This window comes from Actinoplanes philippinensis (genome assembly GCF_900113015.1).
GTDB classification, from domain to species: Bacteria; Actinomycetota; Actinomycetes; order Mycobacteriales; family Micromonosporaceae; genus Actinoplanes; species Actinoplanes philippinensis.
The window spans coordinates 640,038-659,651 of the sequence record NZ_FONV01000004.1; the positions used below are offsets into that span (position 1 = coordinate 640,038).

At 73.5% G+C, this 19,614-nt stretch carries 13 protein-coding genes; 5 read left to right on the top strand and 8 right to left on the bottom strand.

What is annotated here, in order from left to right; genetic code table 11:
• Nucleotides 1–107 precede the first annotated feature (107 nt).
• From BM290_RS48275 to BM290_RS13180, 4 genes are all read left to right on the top strand, one after another.
• Nucleotides 108–1,778 (top strand): dynamin family protein, encoded by a 1,671-nt coding sequence (locus BM290_RS48275; protein WP_177319692.1) that lies wholly within the window; start codon nucleotides 108–110, stop codon nucleotides 1,776–1,778.
• A complete protein-coding gene (locus tag BM290_RS13170; protein ID WP_093613518.1) occupies nucleotides 1,771–3,762 on the top strand; it encodes a dynamin family protein in 1,992 nt (663 codons plus the stop codon). The genes BM290_RS48275 and BM290_RS13170 overlap by 8 nt, the downstream gene beginning before the upstream one ends.
• 150 nt (nucleotides 3,763–3,912) lie before the next feature.
• On the top strand, nucleotides 3,913–5,364 hold the full coding sequence (locus BM290_RS13175; protein WP_093613520.1) for a cellulase family glycosylhydrolase: 1,452 nt from the start codon (nucleotides 3,913–3,915) through the stop codon (nucleotides 5,362–5,364).
• A gap of 136 nt (nucleotides 5,365–5,500) precedes the next feature.
• On the top strand, nucleotides 5,501–6,859 hold the full coding sequence (locus BM290_RS13180; RefSeq protein ID WP_093613522.1) for a glycoside hydrolase family 6 protein: 1,359 nt from the start codon (nucleotides 5,501–5,503) through the stop codon (nucleotides 6,857–6,859).
• A 36-nt stretch (nucleotides 6,860–6,895) separates the two neighbouring features.
• On the opposite strand, the gene BM290_RS13185 is transcribed toward BM290_RS13180, so the two are convergent.
• The gene (locus tag BM290_RS13185) at nucleotides 6,896–8,914 is read right to left on the bottom strand and encodes a 2Fe-2S iron-sulfur cluster-binding protein (protein ID WP_093613524.1); all 2,019 of its coding nucleotides are present in this window, start codon (nucleotides 8,912–8,914) and stop codon (nucleotides 6,896–6,898) included.
• A 68-nt stretch (nucleotides 8,915–8,982) separates the two neighbouring features.
• Between BM290_RS13185 and BM290_RS13190 the strand changes: the two genes are divergently transcribed.
• A complete protein-coding gene (locus BM290_RS13190; RefSeq protein WP_093613761.1) occupies nucleotides 8,983–9,600 on the top strand; it encodes a TetR/AcrR family transcriptional regulator in 618 nt (205 codons plus the stop codon).
• Nucleotides 9,601–9,619: 19 nt separating this feature from the next.
• Here BM290_RS13190 and BM290_RS13195 read toward each other — a convergent pair whose 3' ends face one another.
• From BM290_RS13195 to BM290_RS13225, 7 genes are all read right to left on the bottom strand, one after another.
• A complete protein-coding gene (locus BM290_RS13195; protein WP_093613526.1) occupies nucleotides 9,620–10,306 on the bottom strand; it encodes a response regulator in 687 nt (228 codons plus the stop codon).
• Between the two features lie 71 nt (nucleotides 10,307–10,377).
• Nucleotides 10,378–11,613, bottom strand: a complete 1,236-nt coding sequence (locus BM290_RS13200; RefSeq protein WP_093613528.1) for a sensor histidine kinase — start codon at nucleotides 11,611–11,613, stop codon at nucleotides 10,378–10,380.
• Nucleotides 11,610–12,113, bottom strand: coding sequence for a hypothetical protein (locus tag BM290_RS13205; RefSeq protein WP_093613530.1), 504 nt, complete (start codon nucleotides 12,111–12,113; stop codon nucleotides 11,610–11,612). Before BM290_RS13205 ends, BM290_RS13200 begins: the two co-directional genes overlap by 4 nt.
• A gap of 54 nt (nucleotides 12,114–12,167) precedes the next feature.
• Nucleotides 12,168–13,931, bottom strand: a complete 1,764-nt coding sequence (locus tag BM290_RS13210; RefSeq protein ID WP_093613532.1) for an ATP-binding cassette domain-containing protein — start codon at nucleotides 13,929–13,931, stop codon at nucleotides 12,168–12,170.
• Nucleotides 13,928–15,631, bottom strand: a complete 1,704-nt coding sequence (locus BM290_RS13215) for an ABC transporter ATP-binding protein (protein ID WP_093613534.1) — start codon at nucleotides 15,629–15,631, stop codon at nucleotides 13,928–13,930. The genes BM290_RS13210 and BM290_RS13215 overlap by 4 nt, the downstream gene beginning before the upstream one ends.
• A 174-nt stretch (nucleotides 15,632–15,805) precedes the next feature.
• Entirely contained in the window at nucleotides 15,806–18,385 is a 2,580-nt protein-coding gene (gene lanKC / locus BM290_RS13220; RefSeq protein ID WP_093613536.1) for a class III lanthionine synthetase LanKC, read from the bottom strand.
• 39 nt (nucleotides 18,386–18,424) lie between these two features.
• Nucleotides 18,425–19,435: a radical SAM protein gene (locus tag BM290_RS13225; protein WP_093613763.1), complete on the bottom strand. Its 1,011-nt coding sequence runs from the start codon at nucleotides 19,433–19,435 to the stop codon at nucleotides 18,425–18,427.
• Nucleotides 19,436–19,614 lie beyond the last annotated feature (179 nt).

Below are 19,614 nucleotides of genomic sequence, written 5' to 3' on the forward strand. Positions count from 1 at the left end.
TCCTCGGCCCGGGCCGTATCGGTGGTTACCTGGTCCGGTTCTCGAGACGCGACCGCCCCAACGAACCTCCGGTCGCGACCGTCAGCATCGACGCACCTGGAGCCGGTTTGCCCGACGCTGCCTCCCCCGGTCGCTCACACCGATGGAACGCTGAGCTCGCCGACCTCATCGACGTCGCCCGGCGCTGCGGCCTGACCCGTGTGGTGGCCATGCTGCACGCGGCCCGCGACCGAGCCGTCCGGCCGACCTGCCGGGTGGTCCTCGTCGGCGAGTTCTCAGCAGGCAAGTCGTCCCTGGCCAACACGCTGCTGGGGCGACGCCTTCTGCCTGTCGGCCCGGTACCGACCACGACGGAGGTGACGGTCGTCCAGCCGGACGGCGCGCCGCCCCCGGCATTCCCCGCCCGGTCGGTTCCGTCCGGCAGCCCGTGGCTGTCCCGCGAACACATCGAACTGGTCGACACCCCCGGCCTCGGCGACCCGCAGGCCGCTACCGCCGACCGTGAAGCCACGGTCTCCGCAGCAGCTCGCGCCGGAGATCTGATCCTGCTGGTCACTCCGGGCGTCGGCGGATTCACCCTGACCGACCAGCGCCTGCTCGGACGGCTCTCGGCATCGGGCCGGAACCGTCCTCCCCTGGTGGTGATCACGATGCTCGACGGGGCCGATGACGAGATGGTGCTCCGCCGGGCGGAACTACTGGCCCGCCGGGCGAACCCGGCGATCGAGGTGCTCCCCGCGCCCGGTCTGCACCCGCACGGCGACGTCGACATCCGCCGCCGGCGCCGGCTCAAGGACCGCATCACCGAGATCGCGCGTGACCACCACACGGACGGCTACCGCAGCCGGGCTCTCGGCGAGAGCCTCGCCGTAGTCTGTCGCGAACTGCGCGCGATCGCCGAGGACGGTCTCCTCGCCGCCGCCCTGGACGCCGAGCGGCGCGCCGACGTGCGCACCCGCCTGGCAGCGGAACGCGCGGCGAGCCAGGCGCTGTGGATCGGGCTCCGGATGGACCTGGACGCCCGAGCCGGCAAGCTCAGCTCGCTGATCGCCGAGCGGACCCGGGAATGCTGCAGCGATCTGGTCCGATCCCAGCTGCACAGGCTCCGGGACAGTGCGGCGCCGGGAGATCTCTGGACGGAGGAGATGTCCGCAACGGTGGCGTCGGCACTCGACCAGCATGAGCGGACGATGGAACGGCTTACCGCCGACGAGTTGCTGGCCGCCGCCCGAGACGCCGACGAGCGGCTCGCCGCCCAGAACTCCCGGCGGGACCCGCTCGACGAACTGGCCGAGGACGCGGCCGTAGGACCGGCGCTCGACATCCCGAGACCCCCCGCTCCGGACCGGATGCGCTCAGCTACCACTGTGGAGATCACCGCGGAGCTGATCGCCGAGACCGGCGAGGCTCTCGCGACGCTCGGCCTGGAGGCTCTGCTGCCGAAGTCGCCGGCTGCCGAGTTCACCGGCCTGATCGGGGGGCTGATCTCGGTGCCGCTCCGCAGACGGCTGATGGACCGTCAGCGCGCTGCCCTGACAGCAGCGGTCCGCGACGGCCTGGAGGCGTGGCGCGACGCCTACACCGAGGCCGCGGGCAGCCGGGTCAACCATCTGTTCGCGCGGCTGGCCGCGGCCGGGCGCAACCGCCAGGACGAATGGTGGCAGGCCCGCGAGCGCGTCTGGGCCGAGACCGCCGCCCGGCCGCTGTGGGAAGGCCTGCTGTTCGAGGCCGAACGCATCGAGAAGTCTGTGACCGAGAGGCTCCGGAACAATGTCTAACCGCTCCTTCGTGACCCACGACTGGGCTGTCCACCGCGCCCAGATCCTCGACCTGTTCACCCGGGTACGCACCATCGCGCAGCTCGTCGAGCCGGATCAGGCCTCCCCGGCGGATCCGTCGAGCACTCTGACCGCGACCCAGCGCCTTGACGCCGCCCGGACCAGCATGCTCGACAGCGCCTTCCGGATCATGGTGTTCGGAGACTTCAGCAGCGGCAAGAGCACGCTCATCAACGCTCTGGTGGGCCAGGACATCCTGCCGACACGAGCCAATCCGACGACAGCGTTCACCACCGAGGTCCGGTGGGCGGACGCGTGGTCGGCCGAGCTGACCGAGTTCGATCCGCAGACCGGTCACCAGTGGACTCGGGCGGTCACCGTCGAGGACTTCCAGGGTGAGGTCACGCTCCGATTCGAGGACGAGGACTCGCCGGGGGTCAGCCCGTACGTCTCCGGCGTGGTCCAGGGACCGGTCGAGATCCTGCGCGACTACGTCCAGTTCATCGACAGCGCGGGAATGAACGAGGACCCGGTCCGTGAGTCGGTGACACTCAGCTACCTGCCCAAGGCCGACGCGGTGATCTACGTGACGATGGCGAAGGCGGCGTTCAAACAGCACGATCGCGAGCATTACCTGAAGATGCTCCGGGCGTACGGGCACCGGGACATCTTCTATGTGGTCAACCAGTTCGACGAGATTCGCCGGGCGGGAGATCGCGCCGCGGTGGAGATCCGGTGCCGCGGAATCGCACGTGCCGACGCCGAGGGCCGAGAGCCCAGGATCTTCTTCACCAGTGCCCTGGACGCGCTCGAAGCCCGTACCGAGGAACCGGACGAGGAGCGGCTCCACCGATCCGGAGTACCACAGCTGGAGACGGCGATCCGCGAGTTCCTGCACCGGGGCCGGGCGATGATCAAGCTGCAGCGTCCGGCCGAGGTGATCCGCCAGGAGATCCTGCGGCTGCGCAACCTGATCCGGCTGCGCCGGGAACTGCTGAGCCGGAACTCGGCGGAGCTGCTGTCGACCTTCGACAACCAGACACAGCGGCGCCGCGAGATCGAGACCATGGTGCAACAGATCGAACTCAGCCTGGCGACCTGGCTCGAGCGGACCGAGATGCTCTTTCTGCAGCGCACCGAACTCTTCCTGCGTGCCAGGGTGCCGGAGATCCCACTCTGGGCGAAACAGGCGCCGCGCGTGTCCGCGATCAAGAACCGGGACGCGGTGGCCGAGCATCTCAGCGCCCACCTGGAGTCCCGGCTGAGCCAGGCGATGCAGGAGTTCTCCGTCGCGACCGACGGCATCCGCGGCCTGCTGGAGGAGCGTGAGGCGGTGCTCCAGAAGGACCTGCTGCCGCTCATCAAGGAGTACGCCGGTCACATGGAACAGCTGGAGCAGGCGTTGACCGGCACCACCCACACCGTCGACGAGGCCATCCTGCGAAGCTGGCTGACCGAGCTGACCACGTACGCGGCGTTGCATCCCGACGAGGCATCCACGACGATGTCGGCCACCGGCGTGGTGAGCGGCCTGGTGCTCACCGGCGGCGCGGCGGCGTCCGGGATCGCGGCGATGGTCGGCACGACATCAGTCGGCGCCGTGGCGGTGGCCGCCGCGCCTCTGGTCCTGGCGGCCATCGCCGTCCCCCTGGCCATCCGGCAGATCGGCCGGGGACGCGCCAGGAAAGCCACCGCCCAGACCTTCGCGTCGGAGCTCCAGGACGACGCGCACGACATCGCCGGCCGGTACTCACGGGAGCTCACCTCCCGGCTGAACAGCCGGACGTCCCTGCTGAGCAGCGAGCTCAAGGGCAAGTTCAACGAAATGATCAAGGAGGCTGAGGGCGCGGTAGCCCTGTTCCGAACGAATCAGGACGACCTGTTGGAGACGCAGCGCCGCCTGGACGAGTGGGAGAGGCAACTGAACGACATCGACCACGAGGTCAGCGACATCGTCCGGCGCGTCCTCGAGGTGACTCCCTGACACGTCGGCCTGGTCGAGTGCGGATCCGCCGAGCACACTGAGTCACCTTCTGGCACACGGATCGCGTTGCTGACCCTCCCTACGCGACATACCGTCGTCGATAGAGGCTCCGGTTCGCCCCCCATCCCGGCCTGAAAGCGTGGTCCGCCCATGCGACGTCTCTGCACCCTCATGCTGGTCTGCCTGCTGCTGAGCCCCGCGCAGCCGGCCTCCCCCGCCCACGCCGCCACCCTCACGCCGACCCGGGCGAGCCGGATGGCCGCGGTGCTGGCCGCCAGGACGATCAACTACTATCCGTCGAACGCCGGCTGGACCTACCTGTGGACCAACTTCGATCCGGTGCGCATCGACACCGACCTGGCACGGGCCGCGACGCTCGGCGCGACCGACGTCCGCGCGGTCATCTTCCCGCAGACCTTCGGATACCCGACCCCCACCTCGGCGTACGCCCAGAAGCTCAGCCAGTTCGTGGGCATCGCCGACGCGCACGGGCTGAGCGTGAAGCTGACCCTGTTCGACTGGTGGTCCAGCTACTCCGATGTGGCCGGGAGCATCACCTGGGCGCAGGCGATCGTCGGGCCGTACGCGAACGACCCGCGGGTGATCGCCGTCGAGGTGAAGAACGAGATCCAGCCCGGTGACGCCGCCGCGATCGCCTGGGCCGGCCAGGTCATCCCGGCGATCCGCGGAACCGCCCCGGCCATGCCGCTCACCCTCTCCGTCGACGGCGGCAGCGGCGCCACCGGCATGGCGAGCCTCAAGTCGCAGCTGGCCGGCACCCCGCTCGACTACTACGACTTCCACTTCTACGGCGCCTCGGAACGATCGCTGGCCGAGATCCGCCGCGCCCAGAACGCGGTCACCCCCAGCCCGATCGTGATCGGCGAGACCGGCGTCAGCACCTATTCGGGCACCGAGGGCGAACAGGCCGCCTACCTGGCCCGCGTGTTCCGTGCGGCCGGCGTGGCCGGGGTCGGCTCGGTCGCCCCGTGGACCCTCAACGACTTCGCCTCCGGCGCCATCCCGCCCAACTCGGTGGTGTCCACGATGCCCGCCCAGTACAAGTTCGGCCTGTACCGGACCGACACCAGCGCGAAGATCAGCGCCGGCGTCGTCACCGGCGCCTGGACGACCGGCGCCACCCCGAACACCATCCTGAACCTGGGCTTCGAGGCCGCCGCCATCGACTCGCCGTGGCGCAACTACCTGCCCGCCGCCGGCACCGCCGTGATCACCACCGAGCAGCCGCGCACCGGCGCCAGGTCGGCGCGCTTCTCCGGCACCACCCGCAGCGGCAGCAACCTGCCGTCGCTGCTCACCTCCCCGATCACCCCGGTGCAGGGCGGCCAGGCGTGGCACGCCGAGGCGTACGCCCGGGGCGTCAACGCGACCGGCATCACCGAGATCGCCCTGAGCTGGTTCGACATCAACGGCACGTGGCTGAGCCAGAACACCTCCAACCGCCTCCCAGTGGGCACCACCACCTGGACGAAGCTGTCGGTCGACGCCACCGCCCCGGCCACCGCCACCAGCGTCCAGCTGCACCTGAAGTCCGGCGACAACACCGGAACCGTCTACTACGACGACGTAGCGATCAACTGACGCGGCCGGTCCGTCCCCGCCGCCGGTTGCGATGCGGCGAGGGACGGTCCCGGAATTTGCAGGAATGTTGCAGTGGGACATCGATACCGTTAATTTGTGGGAGCGCTCCCAACACCCATCCCCCAGGAGAGCTCCCATGGCCCGTTCCCGTGTTGTCGCTGCCGCTGCCGCCTGTGCCACCGTGGCGGCCGGCAGTGTCCTGATCGTCTCCGGCACCGCGTCCGCCGGGACGATCTCCGGCACCCTCTACCGTGATCCGAGCACCGCTGTCGCCCGCTGGGTCGAATCCAACTCCGGCGACTCGCGGGCCGCCGTGATCCGCGACAAGATCGCCAGTCAGCCGGCCACCCGCTGGCTGTCGAACTTCAACATCTCGGCCGTCGGCAGCGAGGTCGCCGGCTACGTCGGCGCGGCCAACGCGGCCGGGCAGATCCCGGCCCTGACCGTCTACGGCATCACCAACCGTGACTGCGGGGGCGCCAGCTCCGGCGGCGCGCCCGACCTCGGCCAGTATCAGACGTGGATCGGCAACATCGCCCGCAACCTGGGCAACCGGACCGTCGTGATCAACCTGGAGCCCGACTCGATCGCGCTGCTCACCTGTCTGAACAGCAGCGAGATCGCGGCCCGCAGCCAGGCGCTGCGCACCGCCACGCAGATACTCAAGGCCGCCAACCCGAACGCGAAGGTCTACCTGGACGGCGGGCACTCCGCCTGGAACAGCGCCGGTGAGCAGGCGTCCCGGCTCGTCGCGGCGGGGGTCGCCGACGCGGACGGGTTCTACACCAACGCCTCCAACTTCCAGCCGACGAGCGCGGAGGCGGCGTACGGACGCTCGATCATCTCCTCGCTCAACGGGCAGGGTGTGAGCGGGAAGCGGCAGGTGATCGACACCAGCCGGAACGGCGGCGCCAGCGGTGACTGGTGCGGCGACGACAACACCGACCGGCGGATCGGGCAGTACCCGACCGTGAACACCGGCGACGCCAACATCGACGGCTACCTGTGGATCAAGCCGCCGGGCGAGGCGGACGGCTGCCGGTACGCCGCGGGATCGTTCCAGCCGGATCTCGCGTACAGCCTGGCGAGCACCGCTCCGAACCCGCCGTCGTCCTCGCCGGCCTCGTCCCCGTCGTCCCCGTCGTCGTCACCGTCCACCTCGCCCTCGTCGTCCCCGTCACCGTCCGCGCCGTTCCCCACCGGCGCCTGCGGGGCGACGCTGCGCGCGGTGAGCACATGGAACGGCGGCTACCAGGGTGAGGTCAAGGTGCAGGCCGGCAACGGCACCCCCAGCGGATGGACGGTCTCCTGGACGCTGCCGGCCGGCTCGTCGATCAGCCAGGTCTGGAACGGCACGCTGACCACCTCGGGTTCGACGGTCAGCGTCCGTAACGTCTCGTGGAACGGCAACCTGCCCGCCGACGGCTCCACCACCTTCGGGTTCATCGCCACGGGCACGGCCGGGACGCCGGCCCTCACCTGCACCTCGCCCTGACGCACCCGGTGACCGCGGCCCGCACCAGGGCCGCGGTCACCGGCCGATGTCGAGGGTCACGGCCGACAGCGGACAGCTCACGCAGGTCAGCACTGTCCCGTCCGGCTCGGTGGTGGTGACGTCGCCGCCGGTCAGCCGGACGGCGCAGGAGCCGCAGCCGCCGGCGGTGCACGAGTACGGCAGCGGCAGCCCGGCGGCGAGACCGGCGTCCAGCAGCGTCTGGCCGGGCGCCACCACGGCCGTACCGATGAGGCGGCCGTTGCCGGTCACGGTCAGCTGCTGCGGCTCGGTGGTGGCGGTGTCCGGGACGCCGTGGAAACGCTCGCTGTGCACCTGCCCGCCGGGCACGCCGAGCCCGGTCAGGACGGTGTGGACGGTGTCCGCCAATCCTTCGGGACCGCACACGTAGTAGTGGGCGTCCGGCCCGGGCGCCACCCCGGCGACCCACTCGCGGAGGCGTGCCGCACCGATCCGGCCGTCCCTGGCGGTCAGCACGTGGGTGACCGACAGCCGATCGGGGTGCTCGGCGGCGAGACGGTCCAGCTCGGCGCCGAAGATCACCTCGGTCTCGTCCCGGCTGCTGTGGAGCAGCGCGATCCGGCCGCTCTCCGGTCCGGCGAGCCGGGCACGGATCATGCTCATCATCGGGGTGATGCCGCTGCCCGCCGCGACCAGCACGATCTCGGCCGCGGGCTGCGGATGGAAGGTCCCGGACGGGCCGCGTACGGCAAGCCGGTCCCCCACCCGCAGCCCCCGGTGCGCGTGCGTGGAGAACACGCCGCCGTCGATGCGTTTGACGGTCACCTCCAGCCGGGTCGCGCCGGGCGCCGAGGAGGCCGAGTAGGCACGCCGGACCGGACGGCCGCCGACCTCGGTGACGAGCGTGAAGAACTGGCCGGGCCGGAAGTCGAACGGCCGGCCGTCCGCCAGCACGAGCGTGACCGCGCCGGGGGTCTCACGGCGGATCCCGGTGACCCGCACCTCGCGGAGCGCGCTGTCGGCGTACCCCTCCTTGCGCAGTCCCGAGCGGTACGCCCGGTTCATCACCCGCCGCAGCAGCCGGTCGAGTCCCGGGATCGCGCGGACGGCGGTGAGCACGAACCGGGGCGCCGTGTTGGCCGCGAGGTGTTCGCCGGCCAGCATCATCAGGTCGGGCGCCTCACCCGGCCGGACGTGCGCGGCGGGCGACCACAGCCGGGCGCCGGCGACCGCCGTGCCGGTGGTCAGCTCGGCGTGGCCGACGTCGATCAGCAGCGCCGCGTGCGGGGGCGCGCCGCCCAGCTCCAGCCGCCGCAGAAACGCCGGGTCGGTGGTCACCGTGGCCCGGCCGCGCAGTTGCAGCTCCTCGGGGCGGCCCGGGACCAGCGCGGCCAGCGAGAGCCGGTCGTCGCGCATCAGGTTGTGCAGGGCGTCGGCGCGCTTGTTGCCCTTCCGGTCGGCGATCAGCAGCGTACGGCCGTCGAGGATCCGCGCCACCGCGCCCTGGTCGCCGCGCGGGCTGGTGTCGCTGCCGCCGTCGCCGTCCCAGGTGGAGATCGCGAGGAACGGGGCGGCGGCGAGGAAGGCGGCCAGGCCGGGGTCGCGCAGCGGACCGTCGCCGGTGACCTCCGGGACCGGCTCGACGGGGCCGGGCGGTTGCCACAGACGCGACCGCAGGACGGCCTGCGCGCAGTGCACGAACGCCTCCTCGACGCCGACCACGACACCGGCGGTGGCGTCGCCGGTCAGCGAGCCGTTGACCCGCAGGACCTCGCCGACACCCGGGAGCAGGAAGAACATCGAGACCGGCCCGCGGGCCGCCGGTGGCACGTCGAAGGTGATCCGGGTCGGGGACAGCAGTCGCGCGAACCCGGGCCGGCCGCCGACGAACGTGGTCGTGCTCGTCCCGCCGGCGTCGCGGTAGCCGAACGCGGCGATCGGGCTGCGGGCCAGCACCGCCCGGCAGCCGTCGTCGAGGGCGCTGATCTGTTTCCTCAGCACCGGCGCGGGCGGCCGGCCGATGAGCGCGTCGATCTCGTCGGCGGTGGTCAGTGATCTCGCGTTTTCCCAGTTCACCGTATTATTGTGAGCAATAGCTCAAGTATTCTGCTACTCGCTTTCCGCCACCCCGGGAGGTGTCGCCGATGCCGTCGGCCGACCGCCGTCTTCAGCCACGTCGCAAGCCCCGTCAGGTCCGTGCGGAGCTGACCCGCGAGCGCATCCTGACCGCGGCTGCTCACGTTTTCACCGAGTACGGGTACGCCGCCGGCACCACCAACCGCATCGCCGAGCGGGCCCGCATCTCGATCGGCTCGCTGTACCAGTACTTTCCGAACAAGGACGCGATCCTCGCCCAGCTGCTGATCCGCCACATCGACCGCGGCAGGTGGACCGAGGCGGAGCGGCTCGACCTGTCGCCCGGCACGCTGCGGGAGACGGTGCGGGCGATGGTCCGCGACGCGATCGACAGCCACAGTGAGGACCCGCAGCTGCTGCGCATCATGATCGAGGAGGCGCCGCAGTCCCGGGAGCTCCTCGACGCCATCGACCGGCACGGCCGGGTCCGGACCGCGCAGATCCGGGACCTGCTCTCCCGGCACCCGGACGTCCGCGTCGGTGACGTCGGCACGGCCGCCGACCTGATCCTGCTCACCATCGAGATCAACACGCACAAGCTGATGGCCGCCCCCGGCGCGACACCGGTCGAGACCTTCGCGACCGAACTGGTCGACATGGTGACCCGCTACCTGCGCGGCGACTGAGCCCGCCGCGACCGGCCGGTCAATCGGCGCCGGCGGGCACCGGCAGCGCCGTGCCGGGGCGCACCAGGCCGGACTGGTAGGCCGCGACGACGGCCTGGGTACGGTCGCGCAGGCCGAGCTTCATCAGGACGCGGGCGACGTGGGTCTTGATCGTCGCGTCGCCGACCACCAGGTGCTCGGCGATCTCCCGGTTGGACAGGCCGTGCGCCATCAGCACCAGCACCTCCTGCTCCCGGCTGGTCAGCTTGGCCAGCACCTCCGGTGACGGCGCGGCCGGCTCGGGGCGGGCGGTCAGGTCGTCGAGCAGGTTCCGGGCGACCGCCGGGTCCAGCCAGGCCTCGCCGCCGGCCAGCGCTCGGACCGCGGCCACCAGCTCCTGCGGCGCCGCGTCCTTGAGGACGAAACCCGACGCGCCCGCGCGCAGCGCCCCGTAGACCGCCTCGTCGACGTGATAGGTGGTGAGGATCAGCACCCGCGCCGCGCTGCCCTCGGCGGTCAGCCGGCGGGTCGCGGCGACACCGTCCATGCCCGGCATCCGCACGTCCATGATCACCACGTCGGGCCGGACCGCGCGGGTCAGCTCCACGGCCGCCTCGCCGTCGTCGGCCTCGGCCACCACCTCGACGTCGGGCTCGGCCCGCAGCAGCATGGCCAGTCCGGCGCGGACCAGCGGTTGGTCGTCGGCGAGAATCACTCGGATCGGCATCGGTCCCCCGTGGTCGGCGTGGTCGACGCGAACAGCTTCCTGCCACCGCTCCGGTGGCCGGTAGAGCGCTGTCAGGGATCGGTCACCAACGACGTGACGGGCAGCCGCAGCGACCGCCCGGCCAGCGGCAGTGTCGCCGACACCCGGAAGCCGCCGCCCGGCCGGTAGCCGGTGGCCAGCGTGCCGCCGACGGTGCGGACCCGCTCGGCGAGCGACGCCAGGCCGTGCCCCGCGGACAGCCCCGCCACCCCGGCCGTGGCCGCGGCCTCGCTGTCGACCTGCACGGTCAGCGTGTCCCGCCAGATCAGGCGGACGCCGACGCGGGCGCCGGGGCCGACGTGTTTCAGCGCGTTGGTGAGGGCCTCCTGCGCCACCCGGAACGCGGTCAGCTCGACGCTCGGATCCACCGGGCCCGCGTCGCCGACGGTGTCCAGGTCGACGCGGAGACCCGCCTGGCGCACCGTGTCGAGCAGGGAGTCGAGGCTCGACAGCCGGGGCGACGGCGCCATCGAGTGCGGCGTGCCGCCGGAGGCCTGCAGCACGTCCAGGAGCCGGCGCAGCTCCGCCATGGCCTGCTGGCCCGCGTCCTGGATGTGCAGCAGCGCCTGCCGTACCCCCGCGAGGTCGTCGTCCGGAAGGCGGGCGGCGCCGGCCGCCTGCAGCACCATCAGGGTGACCGAGTGCGAGACCACGTCGTGCAGTTCGGCGGCGAGCCGCCGGCGCTCGGCGGCCACCGCGTCCAGCCGGGCCCGCCGCCGTTCCTCCTGCAGCGCGCGGACGCGTCGCCGCTGCCGGCGGACCAGCGTGCCGACGCCCACCGCCACCGTGTAGACGACGGTGAACATCAGGATCGTCACCAGGAACTCGCCGACCCGGGCCTCGGGGTACGCCTCGACGCGCACCGAGTCGACGCCGCTGAGCACCGACCGGGTCACCGCCGCCCCGAGCGCAGCAGCGGTGACCGCCGGACGGCACGTCACCGCGACCGTGTAGAGCGCGACCACCAAGGCGGCGGTGGGCCGGTACTCGTGGAGCAGCAGCCAGACCGCGCCCGCGTGCGCCCACACCAGCGCGAAGACCAGCACCGGCGCCCGCCATCGCCACACCAGCAGGCCCACCCCGAGGACCGCGGCGGCGACCTGTGCCTCGCGGCGCAGTGGCCCGGTGCCGGTGTCGTGGATGATCGCCGTCGAGGCGGTGACCAGGTCGAACAGGCACAACAGTGACAGCAGCGCGGCCTCGCGGGCGAGCCGGCGGCCGGTGCGGCCACCGGCAGCCGGGCGGTGTGCCGCCGTCGTCGGTGTCACTCGGTCGGCGGAGGACAGCCGATGCCGAACATCCGGCACAGCCAGGACAGCGGCTCACCCTCCTCGTTCGGCGGGGGCGGCGCGGCGATCGCCGGGGTGGACCCGGGGGCGCCGGTCACGGCCATCCGCTGTGCGGCGCGGGCCGCGGCGGTCCAGCGGGCGTCGTCAGTGCTCTCCAGGGCGCGCAGCACGTCGGCGACCTCTCGCTGCCCGGCCGACGGCCGTCCGCCGGCGCCGTCCAGGCGGGCCACCACGAGCTGCCAGTCGCCGCGGGGCAGGACGTCGACGCCCCGCAAGCCGACGGGCCGCACCTCGTCGGCGCCGGGCCGCACGGCGAACAGGCGCAGCGGCTCGCCCTCGCTGATGGTGGTGCCGGCCGAGGCCCGCAGCAGCACGTGGCCGTCGTCGACGCTGAGGCCGTGGCCGATGTCGGACCAGCCGGTCCCGGCGGCCTGTCGTTGCAGGACCAGGACCGGCGACTCGTCGAGGTGGCGGGTCATGTCGGAACTCCTTGTGTCGTCCGGGCGGCGTCCACCGCCCGGCTCGGTGGATTGTCAGTCATGGACGACGGTGAAAGGGTCGTCATGCCGACGCGGGGAGCCGGCTGTCGACAAGCCGACATCGGCGGCGTGGCGGGCCAGCGCCGCGTATCCGGGAACGGCCGCGAGCAGCTCCCGGTGGGTGCCGAGGCTCGGGTACGAGCCGTCGAGGAACAGGATCCGGCGGGCCCGCAGCGCCGAGCTGAACCGGTGCGCCACCACCACGAGCGTGCCGCCGCGCGCCGCGAAGGCCTGTTCGGCGCGGGCCTCGGCGGCCGGGTCCAGGTGGCAGGTCGCCTCGTCGAGCACGACGACGCCGGCGGGTGACAAGTGGACGCGGGTGAGCGCGATCAGCTGGCGCTCGCCTGCGGAGAGCTGGTGCCGGGGCGCGGTGAGCACGGCGTCCCAGCCGCCCAGCCGGCTCACCACCGGCGTGAGGCCGATCGCGGAGGCGGCGGCGGACAGGGCGTCGTCTCCGGCGTCCGGGCACAGGTACGCGACGTTCTCCCGCAGCGTGCCGGCGAACACGTACGCCTCCTGCGGGATCAGCGCCACCCGGCGGCGGACGGCGGCCGGCGGCAGGTCGGTGACCGGGATCCCGCCGAGCAGCAGCCGCCCGCGGTCCGGCCGGAGCATGCCGCTGACCAGGCCGGCCAGTGTGGACTTGCCGATCCCGCTGGCGCCGACGATCGCCAGGTGCTCCCCTTCGGGCACGTCCAGATCAAGACCGTGCAGCACGGGTACGGCATGACGGCCGTACCCGAAGGTCAGGTCCTCGGCCCGCAGATCGAACCGCGGGCCGGCCGGCGTGGTCCCCCCGGCGGCCGGTTCCGGGGCCGTGCATGCCATGTCCAGCCGGCGCAGCACGGCCCGCATCCGCACCGACCACGAGCCCAGCGTGCCGATCAGCGCACGGACCGCGGGGGCGAGCGTGACCACCAGGTAGGTCAGCGCGCCCACCACCTCGCCCACGGTCGCCGCCCCGGCGCGCAGCAGCATCGGCGCGCACGCGGCCACCAGGACCACCGGCGCCTGCGTGCCGAGGACCAGCACCACGCTGCGGACCGCGTCGAGGTGGGCGAAGCGGCGGGTGGCGTACGCCTGACGGTCGATCCCGGCGCCCACCTCGCCCGCCACCCGGCCCGCCGCGCCGCACGCCCGGATGTCACGCACCGCGGCCAGCGCCGCCCCGGCCTCCACGGCGACCGCCTCGTCGGCGGCCATCACCTCGTCCTGCCTGCGGGCCAGCGGCCGCAGCAGCGCGCCGTAGACCAGCCACGCCGTCAGCAGCGGCGCCCCGGCGAGCCCGGCGATCGCCGGCGCCAGGGCGAGCAGCCCGGCCGTCGCGGCGACCAGCGCGGTCAGCACCTGGCGCAGCGTGCGCAGCAGGGTGCCGGCCAGCGTGCGTACCGTCTCCACCTGCCGGCCGACCTGCGCCACCGCGGCCAGGTCCGGCCGCGTCCCGGCCACCGCGCGGCGCACTGCTGCGTCGACGACGGCCCGGACCAGCGCGTCCCGCATCGGCTCCACGGCGGCCGACAGCCACGGGTAGGTGCGGGCCACCGCGACCGCGCGTACCCCGGCCGCCACGCCGAGCAGCGCCAGCCAGGCCAGGCCGGTGACCGGGTCCTGACGCAGGAAGCCGCGGTCCAGCGCGGTCGCCACCAGCAGCCCGCCGGTGAGCGCCGGCAGCGCCTCGACGGCCGACCAGAGCGCCAGCCGGACGAACGGCCGCGGACCGGGCAGCGCCTGCCGCAGCAGCGGCCAGCCGGCGATCACCGCGGTGCTCCGGCGCCGGCGGTGAAGACCGCCCGGTACTCCGGGTCGTGCCACAGGTCCCGGTGCGGCGCGACGGCGCGGATCCGGCCGTCGTCGAGCCAGGCGACCAGGTCGGCGCGGGCGGCGGTGCCGGCCCGACGGGTGACCACGACCCGGCTGCGGCCACCGGCCGGGCCGGTGAGCGCCCCGGCGATCTGCGACTCGGTCACGGCGTCCACCCCGGAGGTGGCGTCGTCCAGGATCAGCAGGCGGGCCTGCTGGGCGAACGCCCGGGCGAGCCCGAGGCGCTGCGCCTCCCCTCCGGAGAGGGCGAGATCGGCCACCGGGGTGGCGTAGCCGTCGGGCAGGCGTTCGACGAAACCGTCGATGCGGGCGTACGCCGCGGCGCGCCGCACGTCGGCGGAGGTGGCGGCCGGGCGCCCGAAGGAGATGGCGGTGCCGATCGTGCCGCCGCACAGCCGCGGGCTCGCGAACGCGTAGGCGACGGCCGGGGGCGCGGGCCGGTTTCCGTCGAGCAGCACGGTTCCCCGGTCGGGGGCGAGCAGACCCCCGAGGGTGTACGCCAGAGTCGTCTTGCCCGCGCCGGTGCGCCCCACGAGCGCGACGGTCGAGCCGGCCGGCACGTCCAGGTCGACGTCGCGCAGGATCGGGGCGTCGTCGTCGCCGAGCACTGTCACGCCGCGTGCGCGTACCGCACCGGGCCCGGGCGGCGGCGGTTCCGGCGGCGCCGGTGCGGTCACGGCCGGCCGGGCCAGCACCTCGGCGACCCGGCGGGCGGCGCTGCGGGCGTACCCGATGCCCTGGAACGCCTCGATCTGCGCCACCATCCCGAGCGCGACGGTGACGTACGCCGCCGCCGCGAAGAACTGCCCGGCGGTGATCCGCCCGCCGGCCACCCCGAACCCGGCGACCGCCAGCACGACGACCTCGATCACCGCGATGAACAGGGTGGTCTGCCAGCCGACCCGGCGCTGCGCGGCCCACGAGCCCTCCCCGGCCGCGCGCAGCGCCGGCAGCGGCGCGAGCACCCGCTCCACCTCGCGGCCCAGCGTCCCGGCGGCGCGGATGGTGCGGGCGCCGGCCAGCGCGTCACCGAGCCGGCCGGCGATCTCGGCCTGGTGGGCCTGGTAGTCGGTGAACAGCGCCGACGTGTCGGTGATGAACCGGCGCAGCAGGATCGCCGCGACCGGCGCCGCGAGCAGGAACGCCGCCGCGCACCGCCAGTCGACCAGGCACAGCGCGACGAGCCCGCCGATCGAGGTGAGCGCGCCGATCACCGAGCCGGTCGCCGCGGTCACCACCGGCGGGGTCCCGGCGGCGCTCACCACGAGGCGGCTGGTCAGGTCACCGGTCCCGAACCGCCACGAGCCTCGCACGCCCAGCGTGAGCGCGTGGTCCAGCAGACGCCGGCGCAACACCCGGGTGCCGCGCGCGGTGCAGGCCGCCTCGGCGACGGTGTTCACCGTTCCGGCGACCGCGCCGGCGGCCAGGCAGCCCAGCAGGGCGGGCACCGCGGCGGAGCCGGTCCGGCCGAGAGCGGCGTCCACCGCCGCGGCCAGCAGATACGGGGTGAGCAGCGCCAGCACGGCGGCGGTCAGCTGGGCCAGGATGAGGGCGGCCGCCCAGCCGGCCATGTCGCGGGTGCAGCGCAGCAGCAGCCGGTCGCCCTCGCGGGCCCAGCGGGCGGGTTCCCGGGTCATGTCCGTTCCTTCGGGTGGGCCCGGACGGAGGAACGGCCCTCCACCGGACGTCGGGGAGGGCCGTTCGCAACCGTCACAGGCAGTCGAACGTGGTGAGGTAGCTCCAGCAGGGGAACGCCTTCGCCGGCATGGAGTCCTCCATGGCCTGCAGGATCAGGATCTTGGCCATCGTCATCACCTCCTCGGTGTGCTCAGTGGTGTGGTGGACCGCGGGTCGAGGTACGGCAGGGGTGCGCCGGTGGACTCGAACGCGGAACTCAGGGCGAGCAGGACGCCCGCGGAGCCGGTGGCCATGTCCGCCGACAGCCGCAGCAGCTGCGTGCCGGGGAAGGCCAGGTGGCCGTGGTGGGTGCGGGCGTGCCAGGCGAGCCGGCGCACGTGGTCCCGCAGGATGTCCTCGTCGTCGGGGTGACGCAGGGCGGTCAGCGTGGTGATCAGGCTGGCGCGGCCCCGGAGCAGGCCGGGCTGGCGCAGCAGGACCACGCGGCAGCCGCGGCGTACCCCGTCGATCACCGCGGACAGTGCCGGGTCGCCGCGGTGCCGCAGGTAGCTCGCGGCCACCATGGCGATGCCGCCGCTGCCGGCGTCGAGGTTGAGCAGGTACCGGCCGCCCTCGACGAGCTGGAAGGTGCCGTTGGGCAGGTGTTCGCCGCGGGCGGCGTCGCGGTGCAGCGCCTGCCCGGCCCGGTCGAGGTAGGCGGGGTCGCCGGTCTCCTCGTACCGGTGCAGGAAGAGCAGCGCCGCGCCGGTGGTGCCGCGCAGCAGCCCGCCCTGGGCCGGCGGCCGCAGCGGCCCGTCCCCGTCCAGCAGCCCGGTGAGGGCGGCGGTCGCCCGGTCGGCGCGGGCCCGCAGCGCCGGGTCACCGGTGAGCCGCGCGAAGCGCAGCAGGGTGAGGGCGATCCCGGCCTGTCCGTCGAGCAGGGCGGCGCCGGGCGCCTCGGCCTCCAGCGGGGCGGCGCGGTCGAGGATCTCCAGAGCCTCCGCGGTACGGCCGAGGTCGTGCAGGATCGAGGCCACCCCGTGCAGTCCCGTGTAGAGGCCGGGCCGGGGGCGGGCGGCCCGGCGGGACGCGTCGACCAGCCAGTCGACGTGCTCGCCGGGGATCGTCGCGCCGGCCCGGTGCAGGGCGTGCAGCACACCGGCCGCGCCGTGGGCCAGGCTCAGCCCGCCGTCGGCGAACTGTTGCGGGTCGCCGGGGAAGAGCCGGTCGGACCGGCCGGGGCTGGCGCACGCGAGGATGCCGGCCACCAGCGAGTCACGGATCGCCGGCCAGTCCGGCCGGTCGGCGGTGAGCAGGCGGCCCGCGGTGTCACGGGCCGTGCCCAGCGGCGGCGCGTCCTGGCGCAGCCGGCGCAACAGCCCGGCGCCGAAGCCGTCCGGCAGCGGGTAGAGCCGTTCCACCTCGTCCACCAGGGTGGCGACCCGGTACGGCTCCACCTGCGGGTTCACGTCCAGGGGCAGCAGCAGCCACAGCCGGATCCGGTCGAGCAGGTGCCGGTCGGCGGCGGCGCCGGACAGATGCTCCGGCGGGGTGAAGCCGGGCGCGCCCAGCGGCAGGGGCCGCGGGTCGCCGAGGTCGGTGGCCAGCTCGAAGTCGACCAGCACCACCCGGCCGTCCGGGCGCAGCAGCACGTTGCCGGGGTGCAGGTCGCCGTAGCGCACACCACGCTCGTGCACGGCGGTCAGCGCGCGGTCGATCCGGTCCACCACGTCTAGCACCCAGGCGGTGTACTGCGCCACCGCGACCGGGTCGGGATCCGGCTGCACCAGCGGCTGCCGCTGCAGCATCGTGTCCAGCAGGGTGGCGCCCTCGACGTACTCCTCGACCAGGAAGTGGTGCTCCCACGCCTGGCGGTGCTCGACGAGCTCGGGCACACAGTCCAGGCCCTGCAGCCGTTGCAGCATGATGTGCTCGCGGCGCAGCCTCGTGACGGCGTCGTCGCCGTCACGGTCCAGGCCGGCGTGCGGACGGGCCTCCCGCAGGACGACCTGCCTGCCGGTACGGGTGTCGCGGGCCCGGTAGACGCCACCGCCGTTCGAGTAGTGCAGGGCGCCGCTCACCTCGTACGGGAAATCGCCGTCGGAGTCGCCGTCGCGCCACCGCTCGAAGTCGCCGCGCAGCACCTCGGGAACCTCCACCCAGGGCGGCAGGGTGAAGCTGGTGCCACGCCGGTCGGGCACCAGCGAGCCGTCGGGCGCCTGCACCGCGGGCACCCGCAGGCCGTCGGCGTCCACCACGGTCCGCTCGGCGAAACCGCCGTAGCGCACGAACACTCCGGAGTCGCCGTAGCGCAGGTCGCTGAGGATGTACGCGCCGGCGGTGCCGGTCAGCGCCGCCGACAGGGCGGGCAGCGTCCGGGCCAGGGCGGCCTCGTCCGGCGGGTAGACGGTCAGCAGCTTGCCACTGCCGGTGCGGTCGGCGTACTTGCTGTTGAGCAGGTGCGCGACCCGCCGGCTGCGCAGCAGTTTGAACGGGATCCGCGCGGTCAGGCAGTGGTCGGCGACGATGTCGCACACGCGGGCCGCGTCGTCCAGCCGCGCCGACACGTGGATCTTCCAGCCCTGGGCCGGCAACGTGACGTCCCGCGGCCGCAGCGACACCCACAGGCCGTGCTCGGTGCGGCGCCAGCCCTCCGGGGCGGGGCGGTCGGCGGCCGGGAAACGCTGCCCGGCGTCGGAGAACCGGTCCGGGTGCTCGAAGAAGTCGGGGTCGGCCAGGCAGTACGGCGCGAGCTGTTGCAGGTTGACCTTCATGACGGGGAAACCTCCGGTAGGCGGGCGTGATCCGGGCCGTCAGCGGTGGGCGGGCCGCCGGGCGATGCGGGCACGGTCGTCGTCGCTGCCGAACCGCAGGTCGATGCGGCGGGCGGCCTCGGCCCACTGCACGGCGGTGTGCGCCGGACCCAGCGCCGCCACCACGAACGGGTCGCGCCAGCGGTCGACGGCACGCCGCCAGACCTGGTCCGGGTCGTCGGTGAGCAGGTTGCCGACGGTGCCCTCGTAGATCGACATGGCGCGTACCGCGCCGTCCGGCTCGACCTGCACGACCGGGAAGTCGGCGGCGGACCGGACCCGCTCCGGGTGCATCTGCAGGACGCGGTTGTCGGTGGTGCCCACCCGGGCGGCGCCGGGTGTCGCGGCGCGCAGGCCGGCCACGAAATCCGGGTCGACCAGCCGTTCGCGCTGCTCCTCGGTGAGCAGCTCCCGCTCGGCGAAGTCGGCGCGGCTGGCGAGCCCGCTCGGCACCGCCGCGCCGAAGAAGATCGTCCGCAGGCGCGGGAAGCGTGCTCCGAGCAGCGCGCAGGCGTCCGTGATCTGGTCGAAGTTGCTGCGGACCACGGTGAAGTCCACGCCGTAGGGCACCCGGTCGCCGGCGGCCCGGTCGAGCAGGTCGAGCGCGTTCAGCGCCCGGTCGAACGAGCCCCGCCGCCCGCGGATCCGGTCGTGCACGTCGGCGGTCGCCCCGTCGAGGCTCACGCAGATCCGGTCGAAATTCGCGACGGCCTGCTGGGCCAGCGTCTCGTCAAGGGTCCAGCCGCTGGTGTAGAGCAGCCGTTCGACACCCGCCTCACCGAACCGGCGGGCCACCTCGAAGACGCCCTTGACCAGCAGCGGCTCACCGCCGGAGATGGTCACCGACCGGGGCTGGAAACGCAGCACCGCCTCGGTGAGCCGGAGCAGGCCGTCCGGGCCGAGCTGGCGCGCCGCCCGGCGGCCGGACTCGGAGTAGCAGTGGAAGCAGCGCAGCGGACACGCGTAGGTGATGTCCCAGATGACGTCCTTGGGTCCGGTCACGCTCTCCATGGCCTCGGCTCCGCTTCGCTCGGTCGTGCTGTCCGACACCGAGAATGCTGCCGAAACGACGAGCGCTTTCCGTCCGGCCACGAGGTGATTTCCCGGGTAGCCCGGGACGGGGACGCGGAGCCCGCGCATCCGCCGGGAGGCGGACACGGAGCATCATGGAGGCGGTCCGGGTGGAAAGG